The 17,676-nt window shown below is 68.2% G+C and carries 14 protein-coding genes; 8 read left to right on the top strand and 6 right to left on the bottom strand.

Translation table 11 applies throughout. The features are described from left to right. Nucleotides 1-109: 109 nt before the first annotated feature. On the bottom strand, nucleotides 110-1,924 hold the full coding sequence (locus TS85_RS10880) for a methyl-accepting chemotaxis protein (protein ID WP_044332128.1): 1,815 nt from the start codon (nucleotides 1,922-1,924) through the stop codon (nucleotides 110-112). A 205-nt stretch (nucleotides 1,925-2,129) separates the two neighbouring features. Between TS85_RS10880 and TS85_RS10875 the strand changes: the two genes are divergently transcribed. Together TS85_RS10875 and TS85_RS24090 are read left to right on the top strand one after the other, a co-directional pair. Continuing rightward, nucleotides 2,130-3,299 (top strand): carbohydrate porin, encoded by a 1,170-nt coding sequence (locus tag TS85_RS10875; protein ID WP_044332127.1) that lies wholly within the window; start codon nucleotides 2,130-2,132, stop codon nucleotides 3,297-3,299. Between the two features lie 353 nt (nucleotides 3,300-3,652). Continuing rightward, the gene (locus TS85_RS24090) at nucleotides 3,653-4,009 is read left to right on the top strand and encodes a hypothetical protein (protein ID WP_052507851.1); all 357 of its coding nucleotides are present in this window, start codon (nucleotides 3,653-3,655) and stop codon (nucleotides 4,007-4,009) included. 57 nt (nucleotides 4,010-4,066) lie between these two features. Here the strand turns inward: TS85_RS24090 and TS85_RS10865 are convergent, their stop codons facing one another. Continuing rightward, the gene (locus tag TS85_RS10865) at nucleotides 4,067-4,681 is read right to left on the bottom strand and encodes a response regulator transcription factor (RefSeq protein WP_044332126.1); all 615 of its coding nucleotides are present in this window, start codon (nucleotides 4,679-4,681) and stop codon (nucleotides 4,067-4,069) included. Further along, nucleotides 4,678-7,347 (bottom strand): PAS domain-containing sensor histidine kinase, encoded by a 2,670-nt coding sequence (locus TS85_RS10860; RefSeq protein WP_044332125.1) that lies wholly within the window; start codon nucleotides 7,345-7,347, stop codon nucleotides 4,678-4,680. Before TS85_RS10860 ends, TS85_RS10865 begins: the two co-directional genes overlap by 4 nt. A gap of 294 nt (nucleotides 7,348-7,641) precedes the next feature. Here TS85_RS10860 and TS85_RS10855 point away from each other — a divergent pair, with 294 nt between their 5' ends. The 3 genes from TS85_RS10855 to TS85_RS10845 all read left to right on the top strand — a co-directional run bounded on the left by TS85_RS10855 (nucleotide 7,642) and on the right by TS85_RS10845 (nucleotide 10,828). After that, nucleotides 7,642-9,036, top strand: a complete 1,395-nt coding sequence (locus tag TS85_RS10855) for an amidohydrolase (RefSeq protein ID WP_044336162.1) — start codon at nucleotides 7,642-7,644, stop codon at nucleotides 9,034-9,036. Beyond that, nucleotides 9,036-10,343 (top strand): amidohydrolase family protein, encoded by a 1,308-nt coding sequence (locus TS85_RS10850; RefSeq protein WP_044336161.1) that lies wholly within the window; start codon nucleotides 9,036-9,038, stop codon nucleotides 10,341-10,343. Before TS85_RS10855 ends, TS85_RS10850 begins: the two co-directional genes overlap by 1 nt. Nucleotides 10,344-10,438: 95 nt before the next feature. Next, the gene (locus tag TS85_RS10845; protein WP_044332124.1) at nucleotides 10,439-10,828 is read left to right on the top strand and encodes a hypothetical protein; all 390 of its coding nucleotides are present in this window, start codon (nucleotides 10,439-10,441) and stop codon (nucleotides 10,826-10,828) included. Nucleotides 10,829-10,859: 31 nt separating this feature from the next. Here the strand turns inward: TS85_RS10845 and TS85_RS10840 are convergent, their stop codons facing one another. Together TS85_RS10840 and TS85_RS10835 are read right to left on the bottom strand one after the other, a co-directional pair. After that, nucleotides 10,860-11,477 (bottom strand): DJ-1/PfpI family protein, encoded by a 618-nt coding sequence (locus TS85_RS10840; RefSeq protein WP_044332123.1) that lies wholly within the window; start codon nucleotides 11,475-11,477, stop codon nucleotides 10,860-10,862. A 101-nt stretch (nucleotides 11,478-11,578) separates the two neighbouring features. Continuing rightward, nucleotides 11,579-14,053, bottom strand: a complete 2,475-nt coding sequence (locus tag TS85_RS10835; protein WP_044332122.1) for a PhoX family protein — start codon at nucleotides 14,051-14,053, stop codon at nucleotides 11,579-11,581. Between the two features lie 161 nt (nucleotides 14,054-14,214). Here TS85_RS10835 and TS85_RS10830 point away from each other — a divergent pair, with 161 nt between their 5' ends. From TS85_RS10830 to TS85_RS10820, 3 genes are read left to right on the top strand one after another with little or no spacing between them, the layout of a single operon-like run. Continuing rightward, nucleotides 14,215-14,748 (top strand): hypothetical protein, encoded by a 534-nt coding sequence (locus tag TS85_RS10830; RefSeq protein ID WP_044332121.1) that lies wholly within the window; start codon nucleotides 14,215-14,217, stop codon nucleotides 14,746-14,748. Continuing rightward, entirely contained in the window at nucleotides 14,745-15,200 is a 456-nt protein-coding gene (locus TS85_RS10825) for a hypothetical protein (RefSeq protein ID WP_044332120.1), read from the top strand. Before TS85_RS10830 ends, TS85_RS10825 begins: the two co-directional genes overlap by 4 nt. After that, nucleotides 15,191-15,625 (top strand): hypothetical protein, encoded by a 435-nt coding sequence (locus TS85_RS10820; protein ID WP_155006375.1) that lies wholly within the window; start codon nucleotides 15,191-15,193, stop codon nucleotides 15,623-15,625. The genes TS85_RS10825 and TS85_RS10820 overlap by 10 nt, the downstream gene beginning before the upstream one ends. On the opposite strand, the gene gspD is transcribed toward TS85_RS10820, so the two are convergent. Further along, nucleotides 15,619-17,673, bottom strand: a complete 2,055-nt coding sequence (gene gspD, locus TS85_RS10815; RefSeq protein WP_227698760.1) for a type II secretion system secretin GspD — start codon at nucleotides 17,671-17,673, stop codon at nucleotides 15,619-15,621. The two genes, TS85_RS10820 and gspD, sit on opposite strands and share 7 nt — an antisense overlap. Nucleotides 17,674-17,676: the final 3 nt, after the last annotated feature.

Raw genomic sequence — 17,676 nt, 5'->3', positions numbered from 1 at the left:
GGTCGAGCGGAGTGGCTGAATGGATCCCAGCCTTCGCTGGGATGACGGCGTTTATGTTTGCCCGAGGCCATATGCGATAGCCCCCCGACGAACCGGGATCAGGCGATCGTCAGAACGAGGCCCAGTCGCCATCGCCCGCCGGTGCCGGCATCGCCGCGACGGGGATGCTGGCGTGGCTGGGCCTCGCGGGCGCCCGCGGCGCGTAGCGTGACGGGGCCGGGCGGTTGCCGATCTGGAAGCGGGCCGCCTGGTTGGTGAGCGACTGTACCTCGGTCGACAGGTTGCGCGCTGCGGCGGAGGTTTGTTCGACCATCGCGGCGTTTTGCTGGGTCGACTGGTCCATCGCGCCGATGACGTTGCTGACCTGCGTGATCGCGGCGGATTGCGCCTGGTTGTCGGTCGCGATCGTGCGGAGCAGATCATGGACTTCGCTGACGTCGCTGGAGATGTTCGCAAGCGCGTCGTCGACCTTCTCGACCATCTGCACTGCCGTGACGATGTCGGTCTGCGTCGCAGTCAGCTGGTCGCGTGCGCGCGCCGCCTCTTCCTCGGCGCGCATCGCAAGCGCCGACACCAGATCGGCGACCACCGCGAAACCACGGCCCGCTTCGCCCGCACGCCCGGCCTCGACCGCGGCGTTCATCGCGAGGACGCGCGTCTGGAACGCGATCTTGTCGAGACCCTCGATCACGCTGTCGATGCCCTTGGCGCTGTCCGACACGCGCGTCATTGCCTGCACCGCCTCGTCCGCCACGGCGCGGCCCCCCGACACGGTCGAGATCGCGCCATCGGCGCGGTCGACGGTGCGCGTTGCCGATGTCGCGATCGCGCGCAGCCGCTGGTCCATCTGGGTGATGGCGGCGGCGGTTTGTTCGAGGCTCGCTGCGTTGGCTTCGGTGCGGCGCGCCAGATCCTCGGACGCCTGGGCGATCTCGTTCGAACCGGTCTGGATCGCTGAGGTCGTCTCCGACACCGACCCGATCAGCGTGCGCAGGCTGTCCAGCGCTTCGTTGAAGTCGGTCTTGAGCTGGGTGAACGGCGGCGCCAGATCGGCGTGTATCCGGGCAGTGAGGTCACCGGCGGCGAGCGCGACCAGCCCGGTGCCCAGGCTGTCGACGATCAGTTCGGCCTGGGCCCGTGTGCCGCGCTGGGCCTCGGCGACCTGGTCGCGGAAGGCGAGCATCGCATTGGCCATTTCGCCCAGTTCATCGCCGCGTTCGGTGCCCTCGGGATGCGCGGACAGATCGCCCTCGCCCAGCCGCCGCATCGTTTGCGAGAGCGAGACGATCGGCCCGACGATGCGCGAATGGACGGCGCGCGCGAGCCGGATCGCCGCGGCAATCCCCGCGAGCAGAGTGACCGTGAGAACGATCTCCGCGATCGTTCCGGTTCGCGTTCCAGCGGCCTCGGTTTCGTGCTGATGCTTTTCGATCACGTCGGAGGCCGACGCCATCGATGTCTCGAGCACGCGGAACTGCTTGAAGAATGCCGGGAGCTGCCGGCTGGCGGCGTCGGGGTCCTTCGCCGCGAGGTCGAAGGTGGAGCGTGCGGAATCGGTATAGGCCTTCATCGGCGCTGCAAGCTGCGATGTCACGGCGGCGACCTCTGCATCACCGGTAAATGCCGCGTCTTCACCGATCGCCTTTTCGAGCGTGTCCAGATGTTCGGCAAAGTCCGCCTGCACTTCGTCGCGCGTCAGCCCGCTGGCCGGGTTGTTGGCGGCGATTGCGGCGAGCACGTCGGATCGGACCGCGTCGTGCATCATGTCGGCCAGCGAATGGTTCTGCAGCAGCGACGACGCTTCGCGCAGCTTGGACAGGCTGTGGCCCTGCATCCAGGCGGCGGCGATGCCGATCGTGCCCGAGACGAGGACCAGCGCCAGCAACAGATTGCGGCCAAGCCGGGTTGCCGCGCCTAGCGACATTTCTCGATCCGATGTTGGACTCTGGAGTGTGCGCATACTTGTCCATCCGAATAGGGGGCGGCGGCCATCGGGGCCATGGGATGATTAATTATAGGCGGGCGCGGCCCCGCAGGTACGGCGCCGGTAAAAAGCCGGTCCGCAGCCGAAAGCGGGCGGACGATCCTATAATGTCCGTGGGGATCGCCACGATGCGAGACAAGCTCAGATGGACAAGATTTGCCCGACGCTGTTTGCCGGTGCGCTATGCTGCGCCAGCCCCGCGCATGCACAGTCCGACGCACCGGCCCCCGTCACGCTGAGCGCGACCTATACGGTCGATGCCGTGACCGTGGCCAAGGGCGCAGGCGGCGCGCGCAGCTATGTGCTCCACGACGTCGAGGCCGAAGCCGGGTTCGATTTCGACAGGCTGATCGGCGCCAGCGGGCTGACCGGCGGAGTGCATCTGCTCGCCACCGCAGGCGGCGCCGCGAACAACGCTGCGGGCACGCTCCAGGGTATCAACAACATCGAAGTCGCCGAGCACCGGGCCAAATTGTACGAGGCATGGCTGGAACAGTCGCTGGCCGGGGGGCGCGTCTCGCTCCGGCTCGGGCTGAGCGACCTGAACGCCGAATTCTACCAGAATGATGCCGCCGGGCTGCTGATCGCGCCTGCGTTCGGCATCGGCTCCGAACTCGCGGCGACGGGCCCCAACGGCCCCTCGATCTTTCCGTCGACGGCGCTCACTGCGCGCGTGAACGTGCAACTCGGCAAGCGCGGCTATTTCCGCGTCGCGGCGGTGAATGCACATGCGGGCGTGCTCGGGGACCCCAATGGCGTCGATTTCTCGATGCGCGACGGTGCGCTGCTGATCGCCGAGGGGGGCACCATGATGGGCGGCAAGCTTGCGCTCGGCGTTTGGCGCTACACCCGCCGGCAGGATGATTACCGGGCGACGACGCCGCTCGGCGAGCCGGTCAAGCGCGTGGCGGCGGGCGGCTATCTGCTGGTCGACCAGAAGATTGCGGGGGGCGAGGACCGTAGCACCCACCTGTTCCTGCGCGCCGGGCTCTCGGAGGGGCGCACCACGCCGTTCCGGGGCGGGTTCCAGGCCGGGTTGCTGATGCAGGGCGTGCTGCCGGGGCGGCCCGACGGGCAATTCTCGATCGGGCTCCAGCACGGCCTGCTCACCGATTGCTACCGCGCGGCGATGCTCGATGCGGGCGTCGCGACAGACGATGGCGAGATGGGCTTGGAAATCACCTATCAGGACCGGCTGACGCGCTTCCTGTCGATCCAGCCCGACATTCAATATATCCGGCGCGCCGACCGCACCGGCGGATCGCGCGCTACGATCGTGTTCGGGTTGCGGCTGATCGCCGAGATTGGCGGCTGAGCCCTGCGGCGTGGGGGCGCGGCGGAGCGCGTGATTAACGCATTATACTTCTTAGCTTCGGGTGAAGACCGGAGCGTCTGTTGGCCCGGTCCGGTGGGGCTTCCTGCTATAAATCGGATAGGCATCGCAGGGCGCGGCCGCGTTGCCCCCGGCGGCGCAAGCGGTGGCCCATCGTGTCCCTCATGCTGTCCACGCATCGCCGCGGGACGCCCTTGCTATGGAATGAGTCCGTGACCGTATCGTCCGAGTCCGCGCTGCCCCGCAGAATAGGTACAAGCCCTGAATCGTCGCGAGGCGCCCCTGGGGATAGCCCGGCGTCGGCGCGGTTCCGTGATCGCGGCGTGGAGGGCAGCATGAACCAGGATATGTTGCTGCTCGTGATGATCGTAAGCGAAGTTGCGCTGCGCAGCTCGCTCGCGGCGCGACTGTCCATGGGGGGCGCCGACCTCGTCACCGCGAAGAATTTCGACGATCCCCAGCTGACCCGCAACGCCGAGCGACCGACCATCCTGATCACCGATGCCGGCGCCGCGATGAGTCGCGAGGGCGGCGCATCGGCGCTCAGCGCCGATCGGCGCTGGCGACGCGTGGTGGTGCTGACGCCGGACGCCACCCCGGTCAGCGACGATCCGCGCCTGTTCTATCTGGAGCGCGCCACCGCTGCGGCCGGACTCGCGGCGCTGGTCGGCCAATGGCAGGCCGAGGCCTGAGGCCCGTCCGGAAATGCGCGGGGGGCAGCACATTTCCAGACAGGCTCCGGCCCGGTGTCAGTTCTTCGGGAACAGTCCCGCGGCGAAGGCGATGCGCAACGCTTCGGACAGGCTGCGCACTTCCAGCTTTTCCATCAGGTTGGCGCGATAGATTTCCACCGTGCGCGGGCTGATGTCGAGCTCATAGGCGATGATCTTGTTCGACCGGCCCTCGATCAGCCCCTTCAGCACATCGGTCTCGCGCGGTGACAGCCTGGCGATTTTCGCTTCGGCGGCGCCGACCCGCGAGGCCGCCTCGCTATCCTCCTCCAGCCGCGAGAAGGCGGTGTCGATGACCTGCATCAGCACCTCTGCTTCATAGGGCTTCTCGATGAAATCGAGCGCACCCGCCTTCATCGCCTGCACCGCGAGCGTGACATTGCCCTGGCCGGTGAGCACGATCGGCACGAACCGGCCGCTATTGTCCAGCGCGACCAGTACGTCGAGCCCGGTCGCGCCGGGCATGTGGAAGTCGAGCAACAGGACGCCGGGATCGAGCTCGCCCACTTCCTGCAGGAACGCGTCGCCGGAACGATAGCCGCGCACGACCAGGTCCGGGCGAACCGACAACAGACTATGCAGCGACGCACGCACCGCGTCGTCGTCGTCCACGATATAGATCGTCCTCGTCATTCGTCCTCCTCAACAAGCGGCAAGGTGAAGCGGAAACTAGCGCCACCCTCGGGCCGGTTTTCGGCACTCAATGTGCCACCATGGGCCTCGATGATACGCTTACTGATCGAAAGCCCAATACCCATTCCGCCAGAAGGTCCTTTAGTCGTCGTAAACCTTGAGAAAAGCTGGTCCAGGACTTTTGCGGGAATTCCGGGTCCGTTGTCCGACACTTCGACCTCGGCCAGCGCGTCGTCGAGTTTTCGGGTGGCGATCGTGATGAGGCGTTCGGCGCGGGGGGCGTGGCGCAGCGCCTCCATCGAATTGCGCATCAGGTTGACCAGCACCTGCTGGACCTGGATGCGATCGGCAAAGACGTGGCGGATGTCGGGATCGAACGTATAGGCGACGCGGATCTGGAGCTGGCCCGTCCCGACCATGACCAGCTCGACGGCGTCGCGGACGGTGCGTTCGAGCGATTCGGCGCGGATCTCGACTTCGCCGCGCGCCATGAACGCGCGCATGCGGCGGATGATCTCGCCAGCGCGCTGGGTCTGTTCGGACCCCATCCGCAACAAGTCGGTGACGCGCTCGACCGCTTCGCCGCGCTCCAGCAGGATGCGGGCCGCGGCGAGGAAGTTCGACGTCGCGCTGAGCGGCTGGTTGAGTTCGTGCGCGAGATCGGCGGCAAGCTCGCTCATCGCGCTCTGGCGCGAGACATGCGCGATTTCGGCGCTGAGTTCGCTCAGCCGCTCTTCGGTGGCGAGCTGTTGCGAGAGGTCGCGGACAAAGATCGTGATGAGCAGCTTGCCGTCGACGCGGGCCACGCCGGTGCGCATCTCGACCGGGAACCGGTGCCCGTTCGCCGCTTCGGCGGTGGCGGTGATCAGGTCGCCGACCGTCGAATCGCCGCGTGCCAGGAACGTGTTGAACTCGACGAGGCGCGTCTCGCGCTCTTCGGCCGGGATCAGCATCGTCGCGCGCTGGCCGAGCACGTCGGGCGCGCGATAGCCCCAGACCGCCTCGGCCGCAGTGCTGAATTGCAGGATCGTCGCCTGTTCGTCGACCACGATCATCGCGTCGGGCACCGTCTGGAGGATCGAGCGCAACTGCGCCTCGCGCCGCCGGAGCGCCGCTTCGCGTTCGTGCTGCTCGGTCACGTCGAGGATGATGCCGACGGTGCGGATCAGATTGCCGTCGATGTCGTAGAAGGCGCGCGACGAGCCCTCGACGGTGCGCACCCCGGTGCGCGACTGGGTGAAGCGATAGCGCCAGCTGAAGCTGTCGGCGCGGTTCTGGACGGCGCGCGCCACGGTCTCGAGCAGGCTCTGGACATCCTCGGGCTCGACCTGCGCGCGCCATGTCTCGAAGCTGTTGATCGATCCGGGCTCGAGCCCCAGACGCTGTTCGGTTCCCGGCGACCATTCCAGCCGGCCGCTGGTGACTTCCCATTCGAAAATGCCGAGCTGGTGCGCGGCGACCGCCATCGCCAGCCGTTCCTCGCTCTCCGACAGCGCGCGGACCGCGGCGACGCGTTGCGTGACGTCATTGATGCTGAGCACGATCGCGGGCGCGCGATCGGGGGTGCTCACGACATGGGAGTGCTCGATGACCCAGATTTCGCGCCCGTCGCGGCGCCGCTCGACGAGCTGGAGCGGCCCGGCGATGGGCCGTTTCGGGAGTCCGTGCTGAACGTCCTCGCACCGGGCGTTGAGCAGCGCATATTTGTTTCGGCCCAGCGCTTCTTCGCTCGACCAGCCGTAGAGCGCCTCGCAGCCGCGCGACCAATGGGTGATCCGGCCATCGGTGGTGGTCATCGCGACGGTGGCATGTTCCATCGCCTCGCTCAGCTCGATCAGCGCCGACTGCCCCTTGGCGATCCGCGTTACCGCCCAATACAGTACCATGCCCACGATCAGGACGTTCAGCACCGCCACCACCAGTTCGCGGGAGACCTCGTCCATCAACTCCGCGCGCATCAGCAGCGCCTCGATCAGCGACGGGACGACCGGCATCAGCAGTACTGCGGGCAGCATGATGCGCAGCATGCGCCGGTCCTTGTGCCCGAGCGAGAGCAACCCGACCCAGCTGAAATCGCTGTTGATCACGATAAACGCGCTCGCCAGCGCAAAGATCGTGACGAACGAGGAGGGGGCCGGCGGATGATGTTCGGCGGCGCCATAGGTGCGAAGCGAGAACAGCAGCAACAGCGCGACCGTCCCCGCCAGTCCCAACGTGGCCGTGGCGACCAGCCCGCGCACGTCCGAATCGCGGGGCTGGCGCGTCATCGCGGCGAATCCCGCCAGCGACAGGAGCAGCAGGATCGTCGTGGGGTTCGTGCCCGGTCGCCCCGGATGCGGCACTGGATAGGCGCGTACCATATCCCCGAACAGCCATTGGTCGATCCCCAGATCGATCCCGCCCAGCGTCTGGATCGCCGAGAGAATTCCCAACGACAGCGGGATCGACCAGAGCATGGTGGCCAGGATCTGGCGCCGCAGGATCGCGGCGAGGAAGGCGAGGGCAAGCGTGGAGTAGCCGATCGCGGTCCAGGGCCAGATCGGGCGACCGTCGAAGCCGTATTCGCGCAGGCTGGGGACGTCGAATATCCAGCCGAGCAGAGCAGACATGCTCGACACGCTTGCGATCGCGACAAAACCCGCCGCGATCAACGTGGTTTTGGGCATATCGCCATTACTCGGTCCGTAGAGAAATCTACTCAAACGCAAATCACCTGCCCCTGCACAGGATCGCGAGGGCCCCACACTCGGTACCACTACCTACTCTATTACGAACAGCTACGTACATCCACGGGGGCGCGCAATTATTCTACCGATGATTTGCGGCGACTTCACGCGCGCGCCGCCCTTGCAAAGCGCGCCGAACCCGGCGATCACCCCGTCAAGCGCGGCCGGCGCGCACCGCATCGTCAAAGGGGCTGGGGGTTGATCCGATCCATTCTGATTCTGGGCGCCGCAAGCATGCTTGCGGCCTGTGCCACCAATGGCGGTGGCGCACGGAGCGCAGGCGCGGGCACACCCGCGGCGTCGACAGGCGCCGGCCCGGGCAAGGGCAAGGGCTATTCCCATGATCCCTATCCCTCCACCTATCGCGTCTATCCAGGCGCGCCGACACTGGTGACCAACGTCACCGTGCTGGATGGCGAAGGCGGGCGGATCGATGGCGGTTCGGTGCTGTTCCGCGAGGGCAAGATCGTCGCGGTGGGGCAGGGGCTGACCGCCGATGCCGGGACGACGGTGATCGACGGGCGGGGCAAATATGTCACCCCGGGCGTGATCGACATCCACAGCCACCTCGGCGATTATCCGTCGCCGGGCGTCGAGGCGCTGTCCGACGGCAACGAGGCGACCTCGCCCGCCACGCCCGAGGTATGGGCCGAGCACAGCGTATGGCCGCAGGACCCCGGCTTTGCGCGTGCGCTGACCAATGGCGGCGTCACCACGCTCCAGATCCTGCCCGGATCGGCCAATCTGTTCGGCGGGCGATCGGTGGTGCTCAAGAATGTCTATGCCCGCACCGTGCAGGGCATGAAGTTCCCAGGCGCGCCCTATGGCCTGAAGATGGCGTGCGGCGAGAATCCCAAGCGCGTCTATGGCGGCAAGGGCCGGGCGCCCGCCACGCGGATGGGCAATGTCGCCTATGACCGCCAGACCTGGGCGCGCGCCGCCGAGTATAAGCGCCGTTGGGACAAATATGAGGAAAAGGGCGGCGAACCGCCCGCGCGCGACATCGCGATGGACACGCTGCGCGGCGTGCTGGACGGCGAGATCCTCGTCCAGAACCATTGCTACCGCGCCGACGAAATGGCCATCGTCATGGATATGGCGAAGGAGTTCGGGTACAAGGTCACCGCGTTCCACCACGCCGTAGAGGCGTACAAGATTGCCGACCTGCTCAAGGCCAACAGCACCTGCGCCGCGGTGTGGGCCGATTGGTACGGCTTCAAGATGGAAGCCTATGACGCGGTGAACGAGAATCTCGCCATCCTGGAAAAGGAAGGCGCGTGCGGGTTGATCCATTCGGACGACGCCAACGGCATCCAGCGGCTGAACCAGGAAGTCGCCAAGGCGCGGGCGTCGGGGATCAAATCGGGCTTCGACATTTCGGAGGCGACGGCGTGGAAATGGCTGGCGATCAACCCGGCCAAGGCGCTGGGCATCGCCGACAGGACCGGCAGCCTGAAGCCCGGCAAGATGGCGGATGTCGTGCTGTGGAACGGCAATCCGTTCAGCGTCTATACCCGGCCCCAGATGGTGTGGGTCGACGGCGCGCTGCTCTACGATGCCGCCAATCCGAAGCTGCGCCCGGTATCCGATTTCGAGCTGGGCCAGCCCGGCGAGGGGGACGTGAAGTGATGAAGTCTCTGCTTCTCGGCGCCGCCGCCGCCGCAGCGTTCGCCAGCCCCGCTGCGGCACAGACCGTCGCCATTACCAATGCAAAGCTCGTCATCGGCGACGGCGCCGGTCCGGTGGACGGCGGTACGGTTGTCATCCGCGACGGCAAGGTCGTTGCGGCGGGCGCGGGCGTCGCGGTCCCTGCGGGGGTTCGTGTCGTCGACGCCGGCGGGCGCTGGGTCTCGCCGGGGATCTTCGCCGGCTTCACCCGGATGGGGATCGTCGAAGTAGATGCCGTCGAGGGCACCAACGACACCGCCGCGAGCGGATCGCCGTTCAACGCCGCGCTCGACGTGGCGCCTGCGGTAAATCCCAAGAGCAGCCCGATCGCGATCAACCGCGTCGAGGGCGTCACCCGCGCGGTGGTCGCGCCCGACAATAGCCGCGGATCGATCTTTGCCGGGCAGGGCGCGGTGATCGATCTGGGCGCGGACATGGACGCGGTTTCGCGCCCCCGCGCGTTCCAGTTCATGGAATATGGCGAGGCGGGCGCACGCGCCGCCGGGGGCAGCCGCCCTGCCGCCTATGCGATGCTGCGTAATGCGCTGCTGCTCGTGCGCGACTATGTGCGCAGCCCGGCGGCGTTCGAGAGCAACAGCAAGGACGCGATGCTGACCCGCGCCGACGCCGTGGCGCTGGTGCCGGTGGTGCAGGGCAAGATGCCGTTGCTCGTCCATGTCGAGCGCGCGTCGGACATTCTCGTCGTGCTCCAGCTCAAGAAGGACGTGCCTTCGCTGCACCTCGTGCTGGTGGGCGCGACCGAGGGTTGGACGGTGGCACGGGAGATTGCGGCGGCGGGGGTCGCGGTGATCGCATCGCCGGTCGCCGACCTGCCCGAGAGCTTCGAGGCGCTGGCCGCGACGCAATCGAATATCGGGCGGATGAAGGCGGCGGGGGTGCTGGTCGGCATGGGCACGATCAACCAGGACGAGGCGCGGCAGGCGCGCTGGGAAAAGCAATATGCCGGCAATCTGGTCGCGATCGCCAGCGTGCCCGGCGCATCCGGGCTAAGCTGGGGCGAGGCGTTCGCGACGATCAGTTCGCGCCCCGCCGAAGCCCTGGGCATGGGCGATGCGTTCGGATCGCTGCGGCCCGGTCGTCACGGCGATGTCGTCGTATGGGACGGCGACCCGCTGGAGATCGGCAGCACCGCGCAGGCGGTGTATATCGACGGCGTCGAACAGCCGCTGGTCAGCCGCCAGACGCGCTTGCGCGACCGCTATTGGGAGCCCAAGGAAGGCGCCCTGCCCAAGGCCTATCAACGATAGGACGCGGCAGGCGCGCCGGAACCTTCCTGTAGCGGCTTGCATTGCAGGCGGGCGGGGAGGCGGCGTGTCCGAACGGCATGAGTGGAGAGAATCGAATGCGCAAACGCCTTTTGCTGATTGCAGTCGCCGGCCTTGCGGTGGCGGCGTGCCAGCCCGCGGCTGACGAAAAGGGTTCGACGCCCAACGTCACGGTGGAGCCCGGCAATTCGGACGACCTCGAAGCGAACGCGATCGGTAACGATGCGGAAACGGGCAATGTTCTGGCCACCGTGCTGGGAATGTCCGACCGCCAGCGCAACGTGGTGTTCATCCGCGCGATCCTCGACGCGGGGCTGCCGTGCCAGGAAGTAAAGGCGTCGACGCGGCTCCCCGATCAGGATGGCCAGCCGCTGTGGCGCGCCGACTGCGATGGCGGCAAGAGCCATATGATCAGCATCACGCCGGATGGCACCGCGAACATCATCAGCCGCTCGGACGACCGCTAGCGGTCGCACGCCATCGCCACGTCGCCCGAGTTCAGGCGACGCGCGCTTCGGCGGGGAGGAACGGTGCAATCACGCCCATTGCGTGGTCGACCGTGCGGCGTTTCTCTCCCACTGGTGCGACATAGTCGAGCGCGGCGGCGGCATCCTGCACCGACGCGCCCCGCGCGATCGTCCATGCGGCCAGATATTGCGAGGCAAGGCAGCCTCCTGCCGTCGCGACATTGCCGTGCGCGACAAAGGGTGCGTCGATAACCTCGACCCCCGCCTCGATCACCCAGGGCTTCGTGGTCACATCGGTGCAGGCGGGCAGGCCGCCGATCAGCCCCAGCCGGGCGAGCAGCAGCGTCCCCGAGCATTGCGCGCCGATCAACTGGCGCGCAGGGTCGAGCGCGATCCGCGCCAGCATGACCGGGTCGGCGGCGACCTCGCGGGTGCGCCAGCCGCTGCCGATCAGCACCGCGTCGGCCTCCGCGGCGAATTCCAGCGGGCGCTGGCGTTGTACCGTGACGCCGTTGCCCGACGTCACCCATTCGGTGGGGGCAGTGATATAGGCCGCCCAGCCGCGGGGCTTCATCCGGTTGAGAATCGCGGCCGCAATGAACGAATCGAGTTCGTTGAACCCCTCGAACGTCAGTACTGCAACCTGCACCGGCGCCCCCTGTGTCGCGACCCGCGACGGTTATAGCGCGCGCGCATAAAAAGGGGGAGGCCCCGCAAGGGACCTCCCCGTCAGTCGTGCCGAAATTTGGCTTACAGCGCGATCACGCCGCCATCGGTCTTGGTGATGACCGCCACCGCCGAGCGCGGGCGGACCGTGGCGCCGGCGGTGCCGGTGGCCTGGCTGTCGGGCCAGTGGCTGCTGGGCGCCGCGGGGGTGCCGCCTTCGCCGGGGTGCTGGATGCCGACGAACAGCGTGCGGCCATCGGGCGTCGTGTCCACGCCGGTGATCTCGCACTCGACCGGGCCGACCAGGAAGCGCTTGAGCGTCGCCGCGGTCGGAGCCGCGCCCACGCGGGTCGCCTGGGTGGCAGTCGCGCCACCGGTGCCGGTGTTGGTGATCGTGCGCGCGCCGCCATCGGCGACGCTGCCCGGCTGTGCCGCCAGCATCATGCAGTTGGTGACGTCGGTATAGGCGCCGTCGTCGGTCTGGACCCACAGCACCGGCTTGACGAGACCCGCTGCGTTGGTCGTCCGGCTGAACCACAGGCCGTCGGGCGACGAGAAGTCCTGGTCGCCGGTGAGGCCCGAGATGTTGATGTTCGCCGCATCCAGATCGGCGCCGGCGCCGAACAGATAGATGTCCCAGGTGAACGTCGTCGCTTCGGTGGTGTCGCCGGTTTCGCGCAGGCGGATGATATGGCCGTTGGGATTGCCATAGTTCGCGGTCTGGGCGGTGCCGTTGGGGTCGTTATAGTGGCGCGGGTTGGCCGCGTCGGTGCCTGCGAGCGGACGGCCCGCCGCGTTGTTGTTGGTCAGCGTCAGATAGACCTGGCCGTTCGCCGGGTTGACCGCGGTCCATTCCGGACGATCCATCGGCGTCGCCCCGACCGTGTCCGCGGCGAGGCGGGCGTTGACGAGGACGTCGGCCTGATCGGCAAAGGCATAGTTGGCCGCCGAAGCGGTGATGCCGTTCTGGCCGAACACCAGCGGCAGCCAGGTGCCGGTGCCGTCCGCCGCGAACTTGGCGACGTAGAGCGTGCCGGCGTCCATGTACTTGTCGCCGATGGCGAGACGATCGGTGGCCGTCGCATCGGCGGCGACCCAGGCGGTGTTCGACACGAACTTGTACAGATACTCACGGCGCGAATCGTCGCCCATGTACCAGGCCGGCTTCTTGCCGACGACGAACAGGCCGGGCCAGCAGCCTTCATGTCCCATGCGGCCCAGCGCGGTGCGCTTGCGCGGGGTGGAGGTGGGGCTGTACGGATCGATCTCGACGACCCAACCGAACTGGTTGGGTTCGTTGCGGAAATCGGTGGTCGCGGCGGCACCGGCGGTCGCGCGCGCATCCCAACGGCGGAACAGCGTGTTCGCGCTGTCCGAAGCAACCACGGTCGACCAGCCATAGCTGCCGGTGCTGCTCGTCACGCCATAGCGGGCCAACGCGGTGACTTCCTTGGCGGTGCGCGCCGCGGTGTCGCCGCTGCGGCGGAAATAGCCCGCCCAATTCTCTTCGCAGGTCAGCGCGGTGCCCCAGGGGGTCGTGCCGTTTGCACAGTTGTTGATCGTGCCGCGACCCGCGACGCCGGTGGGCGAGAACACGGTCTTGAGCAGGTCCGAACCCTTTGCCGGGCCGTTGAACACCATCGGCGTGCTCGGCGTGATGCGGCGGTTTAAGCTGCTCGCCTGGTTGACGCTCCACACGCCCGTCGCGTTTACCGACGCATCGGTAACGCTGACGCCGTGGCATTCGATTTCCTTGAGCGCCTCGCTCTCGGGACGAACGCCGGCCGAGCTGGTGGCACCGGCGGTGTGGAGATATTGCTGGTTGATGTTCTCATGGTTCTGGACGAGCAGGCCGCGCGTGCTGCTATTGTCGTCGCGCGCGCCGGCGCTGCTGAGGCCGTACCAGTAGAGCGCGTCGCCATGGTCGCCGATGCGCTGGGCGAAATTGGTGTCGGTGCCGTCGTTCTTGTACGCAGCGACGCCCGATGCAATCGGATCGCCCAGGCGATTGATGACCTGCACGGTGTAGCCGGCGGGGACGGTGACGACGTCGAGCTTGTTCTTCGCGACTGCCGTGAAGCCCAGCGTGGCGGGGTTGACGGTGACGGTGGTCGTCGCGCTGGAGACGCTCTTGCCGTCCGAGGCAGAGAACTGGAAGGTCAGCGTGGTCGCAGCCGAGACGCTGGGCGCCATGAAGGTGACGGTGTTGCCGGTCGCGCCGTTGAGCGTGACGGCGGTGCCGCCGGTCTGCGTCCACGACACTGCACCGACGGTGCCGTTGTCGGTCGCGGTGCCGGTGAGCGTGACGACGCGGCCCGACGAAGTCGTCGCGGCGGTGCCGGCGCTGACGGTCGGCGACGGATCATTCTCGACCTTGCTGTCGCAGGCGGCGAGCGCGGAGCCGCCCAGCGTCGCGGCGACGATCGCCGATCCGCCGCGCAGCGTCTGGCGACGCGACAGGCGGCGCTCGGCGAGCTCGTTGAGCGTCACCGTCTCGCTGTGGTTGGTGTCGACGTCGCCGTCGGTATAGCCGAAGCCGATCTGCAGTTGGTCGGTCATGGATTCCCCCAAGAGTCCGAGTCACTTGCGACCCGGTTGCACTTCGCCTTGGCGAGGGCGTCTTACGCGGTGATGCCAGGTCGGAGGCGTGGCGATGACGGTTGGGGGTCGCTAATGTGACGCTTTGCGTTGCTCCGCCGCCGGGGTAAGGCGCGGATCGCATGACGACCGGCCAGCCCGACGACCCGATCCCGCCGCAGCCGCAGCCCAGCCTGGTGCAGCGCGCGACGCATGCCGGGCGTGCGCGGATCGCCGCGGCGCCCATGGGCGACTGGCGGCTTGGCGTGGCGGTGGCGGCGTTGCTGGCGTTGGGGCCTGCGCTCACGATCGGTGGCGCGGCGTGGTTGCGCGCAGATGCGCTGGCGGAGGCGACACGCTTGCGCGCATCCGCGGCGCCGCATGCGGCGGAAGTGCAGGCGCGCGCCGAGGCCCGCGCAGCGCTTGCCCCCGTGCTCGACCGTCCGACGCTGGGCACCACGATCGAGGTGCTTGCACGCGGGATGCCCGCAGACGCGCAACTGGTTCGGGTCGAGCGGACCGCACAGGGCGCCCTCGAAATCGACGCGTCGGCGCCCGACCCCGATCGGCTGCGCGCTGCGCTCCGCCGCGAACCGGCACTGGCGGGGCTGCGCGACGTCAGCCAGCGCCGGGGCGATGGCGCGATGATCGCATCGTTCCGGAGCGTCGGCGAATGAAGGCATTGGCGATCGGGACGCTGGCGGGGCTTGCAGCGATGCTCGTGCTCGCGCCGGCAACCGGCGGTGCGCTGGGCACGCTGGCGCGTGCGCGGGCCGAGCGCGATCGGCTGGCCGCCGAGGCCGCGAACCCGGAAGCGATTGCGCCGTTGCTGGCCACGGGGCTCGGGCTGGGCGCGCGCGACGCCTCGGCGGGGCGCGCGACGATGGCGGCGCGCGTCCAGACGCTGGCCAAGGCGGGGGGCGTGCTGATCGAAGAGAGTGCGCCGGTCGCTGCGCCCGCGCGCATCGCCGCGCTGCGGCTGCGCGTCTCCGGCGCGGAAAAGGCGGTGCTGGCCTTCGCCGACGCGCTCGAGCGCGGTCGCCCGCTCGTCCGGCTGCGCCGCTGGCGCGTCGAGCCGATTGCGGGCGGCGTGCGGCTGACCGGCGAGGCGGTGTCGGCATGGCAGTGATTGCGCGCCGCGATGCGATAGCGCTGGGGCTCGCCGCAACGGTTGCGCTGGCGATGCCCGCGGCGCTGCTGTCCGGTGGTGATGGCGGGACTGCGGGGAAGGCTGCGCAGGCTCCCCCGCCGCTTGGCGCGTCCGCGGTGCCGCCGCTGGCCGCCGCCTATGAGCGAAGTTTGTTCGGTGCCCCCCAGGACGCGCAGGAGGCGGAGATTCCCGCAGACGCGCCGCAGCTGGTCGGGGTGGTCGGTCGGCTGGGCGCCGATGCCGTGGCGCTGGTTCGCACGCCCGAAGGCGGGACGCGGACGTTGCGGATCGGCGAGGCCGTCGACGGCTGGCAATTGGCGAGCCTCGCGATCGACGCCGCATTCTTCACGCGCGGCGCCGAACGCGTTCGCGTGCCGCTGCCCGCGGGCGATCCGGGTCAGTAGATCCCGTCGATCTCCACCTTCAGCCGCGGCGTCGGCGGCGCCAGCAACAGGCTGCTGCGCTTGGTGTTCTGGATTTCGTCGGCGCGGATGCGGGCATATTTGTCCTTGGCGGCGGCGGCGGCATCCTCCGGCGTGCGCAGGATCGTCGGCTTCAGGAACACGAACAGCGTGCGCTTCTGGCGCGTTTCCTTGCGGCCCTTGAACAATTCCCCGACGATCGGAATGTCGCCGAGAATCGGCACCTGTTGCCGCACATCCTGGTAATCGTCGCTGATCAGTCCGCCCAGGACGATCGTCGCGCCATTGTCGGCGAGCACCGTGGTGTTGATCGCGCGGCGATTGGTCACGATATCCGACGCGCCGGACACCGTCGTCGTAGCGATCGAGGATGCTTCCTGGTTTACCTGGAGCCGGATCGTGTCGCCGGCATTGACGCGCGGCAGGATACGGAGCGTGATGCCGACATCCTTGCGCTCGATCGTCGTATAGGGATTGGCCGAGCTGGAATCGGTCAGGATCGATCCGGTGACGAACGGCACATTCTGCCCCACGACCAGTTCGCCGACGTCGTTGTCCAGCACGGTGATCTGCGGCGTGGAGAGCAGGTTCGAGCGTGTCGAGGTGCCGAGCGCCTGGACCAGGATCGAGAAATTGTCCCCGATCGCGACATTGCCGGTCAGGCCACCGGTCAGCAGCGACCCCGCGGATACGCCCAGCGCAGAAAGGATCGTCCCGAGCGACGTCCCAGCAGAGCTGAACGAGGTGCCGGCCCCCTCGACCGAGCTGAGCGCGGCGGCGCTGGTGCCGAGCTGGACCGCCAGCGCCTCGGCATCGTCGCCGACGATTTCGGCGATGGCGGCTTCGATGATGACCTGGGGCCGGCGCACGTCGAGATCGGTGATCAGCGGCTCGATCGACGCGATCGCCTGCGGCGTGCCGCGAACGACGACCGCGTTGAGTTCGGGGGCAGGCTGCACGGTCAGTTCGGGGGTGCTGAAACCCTGCGCCTTGGTGCCGCTGGCCGATGTCATCTGCGCAGCACTCGGCGCAGTGCCGCCGCCGGTGGCGCTCGTGATCGCGGTGCTGGACCCCGTAGCGCCGGTCGATGCCGACGAATTGCTGGCGAGGCGGGCGAAGGGGTTGCTCGAGCTGGTGCTCGAAAGGCTGCGGGCCACGGCATTGTCGGCACTCTCGCCCTGGCCGAGGATACCGCGCAGAACGTCGGTGACGGTCTCCGCATCGGCATAGTTGAGCCGGAACATCCGCGTGATCGGCGTGGCGCCGCCGGGATTGTCGAGCGACACTGCGATCTTGCGTGCTTCCTGGACCGCGGCGGGGGTGCCGCGGACGATCACGGTGTTGCTGCGGGAATCGGCGGCGACGCGCGCGCCGCCATCGCCGAGCACGGTCTGGATCGACTGGGCGACGTCGGCGGCGTTGCCGTTGCGCAGGACGATGGTCGTGAAGGTCGCGCCGCTGCCGCCGTCGAGCTGGCGGGCGATGGCCTCGACGCGGCGGACATTGTCGGCGTAATCGGTGACGACGATCGCATTGGGCGCGGTCAGCGGCTCGACGCTGCCGAACGTCGCGACCAGCGGGCGGACCACGCGCGCGACATCCGCCGAGGGCACGTTCGACAGCCGGATCATCCGCGTCACCAGTTCCTGCCCGGCCACCCCGCGGCTGGGCGCGCCGCCGTCGCGCACCGCATTGGCGGCGGGGACCACGCGCCACGCCCGCCCCGACCGCACCGCGGAAAAGCCATTGGCGCGCAGGACCGACTGGAACAGCTCCCACACCCCCGCCGGAGTCAGCGGTGTGGCCGACGTGACGGTGACGATGCCCTTCACTGCCGGATCGAGGATCAGCGTGCGCCCGGTGATGCGCGAAATCTGGTCGGCGACATCGGCGATCTCGACCCCGCGCATGTTGATGACGACATCGGCGCCCTGTTCGGCGGCGGGGATGGTCTGCGCAGGTGCGGCCACCGCATCCAGCGAGATGCCGGCGAGAGCCAGGGCGGCGAGCGTGGAGCGAATCTGGGGCACAAT

The sequence above is a fragment of the Sphingomonas hengshuiensis genome (genome assembly GCF_000935025.1).
Lineage (GTDB): Bacteria > Pseudomonadota > Alphaproteobacteria > Sphingomonadales > Sphingomonadaceae > Sphingomonas > Sphingomonas hengshuiensis.
The sequence above is the reverse complement of the archived record's forward strand: the minus strand, read 5'-3'. Positions and strand labels throughout refer to the sequence as shown.

Excerpts from the sequence above, each read along its gene's own strand:
- TS85_RS10860 (WP_044332125.1), bottom strand. The coding sequence starts at position 7,347 with ATGCCCAAAACCACGTTGATCGCGGCGGGTTTTGTCGCGATCGCAAGC.
- TS85_RS24090 (WP_052507851.1), top strand. The coding sequence starts at position 3,653 with ATGAACCAGGATATGTTGCTGCTCGTGATGATCGTAAGCGAAGTTGCG.
- TS85_RS10845 (WP_044332124.1), top strand. The coding sequence starts at position 10,439 with ATGCGCAAACGCCTTTTGCTGATTGCAGTCGCCGGCCTTGCGGTGGCG.
- TS85_RS10825 (WP_044332120.1), top strand. The coding sequence starts at position 14,745 with ATGAAGGCATTGGCGATCGGGACGCTGGCGGGGCTTGCAGCGATGCTC.
- TS85_RS10855 (WP_044336162.1), top strand. The coding sequence starts at position 7,642 with ATGCTTGCGGCCTGTGCCACCAATGGCGGTGGCGCACGGAGCGCAGGC.
- TS85_RS10880 (WP_044332128.1), bottom strand. The coding sequence starts at position 1,924 with ATGTCGCTAGGCGCGGCAACCCGGCTTGGCCGCAATCTGTTGCTGGCG.
- TS85_RS10875 (WP_044332127.1), top strand. The coding sequence starts at position 2,130 with ATGGACAAGATTTGCCCGACGCTGTTTGCCGGTGCGCTATGCTGCGCC.
- TS85_RS10865 (WP_044332126.1), bottom strand. The coding sequence starts at position 4,681 with ATGACGAGGACGATCTATATCGTGGACGACGACGACGCGGTGCGTGCG.
- TS85_RS10830 (WP_044332121.1), top strand. The coding sequence starts at position 14,215 with ATGACGACCGGCCAGCCCGACGACCCGATCCCGCCGCAGCCGCAGCCC.
- TS85_RS10850 (WP_044336161.1), top strand. The coding sequence starts at position 9,036 with ATGAAGTCTCTGCTTCTCGGCGCCGCCGCCGCCGCAGCGTTCGCCAGC.
- TS85_RS10820 (WP_155006375.1), top strand. The coding sequence starts at position 15,191 with ATGGCAGTGATTGCGCGCCGCGATGCGATAGCGCTGGGGCTCGCCGCA.
- TS85_RS10835 (WP_044332122.1), bottom strand. The coding sequence starts at position 14,053 with ATGACCGACCAACTGCAGATCGGCTTCGGCTATACCGACGGCGACGTC.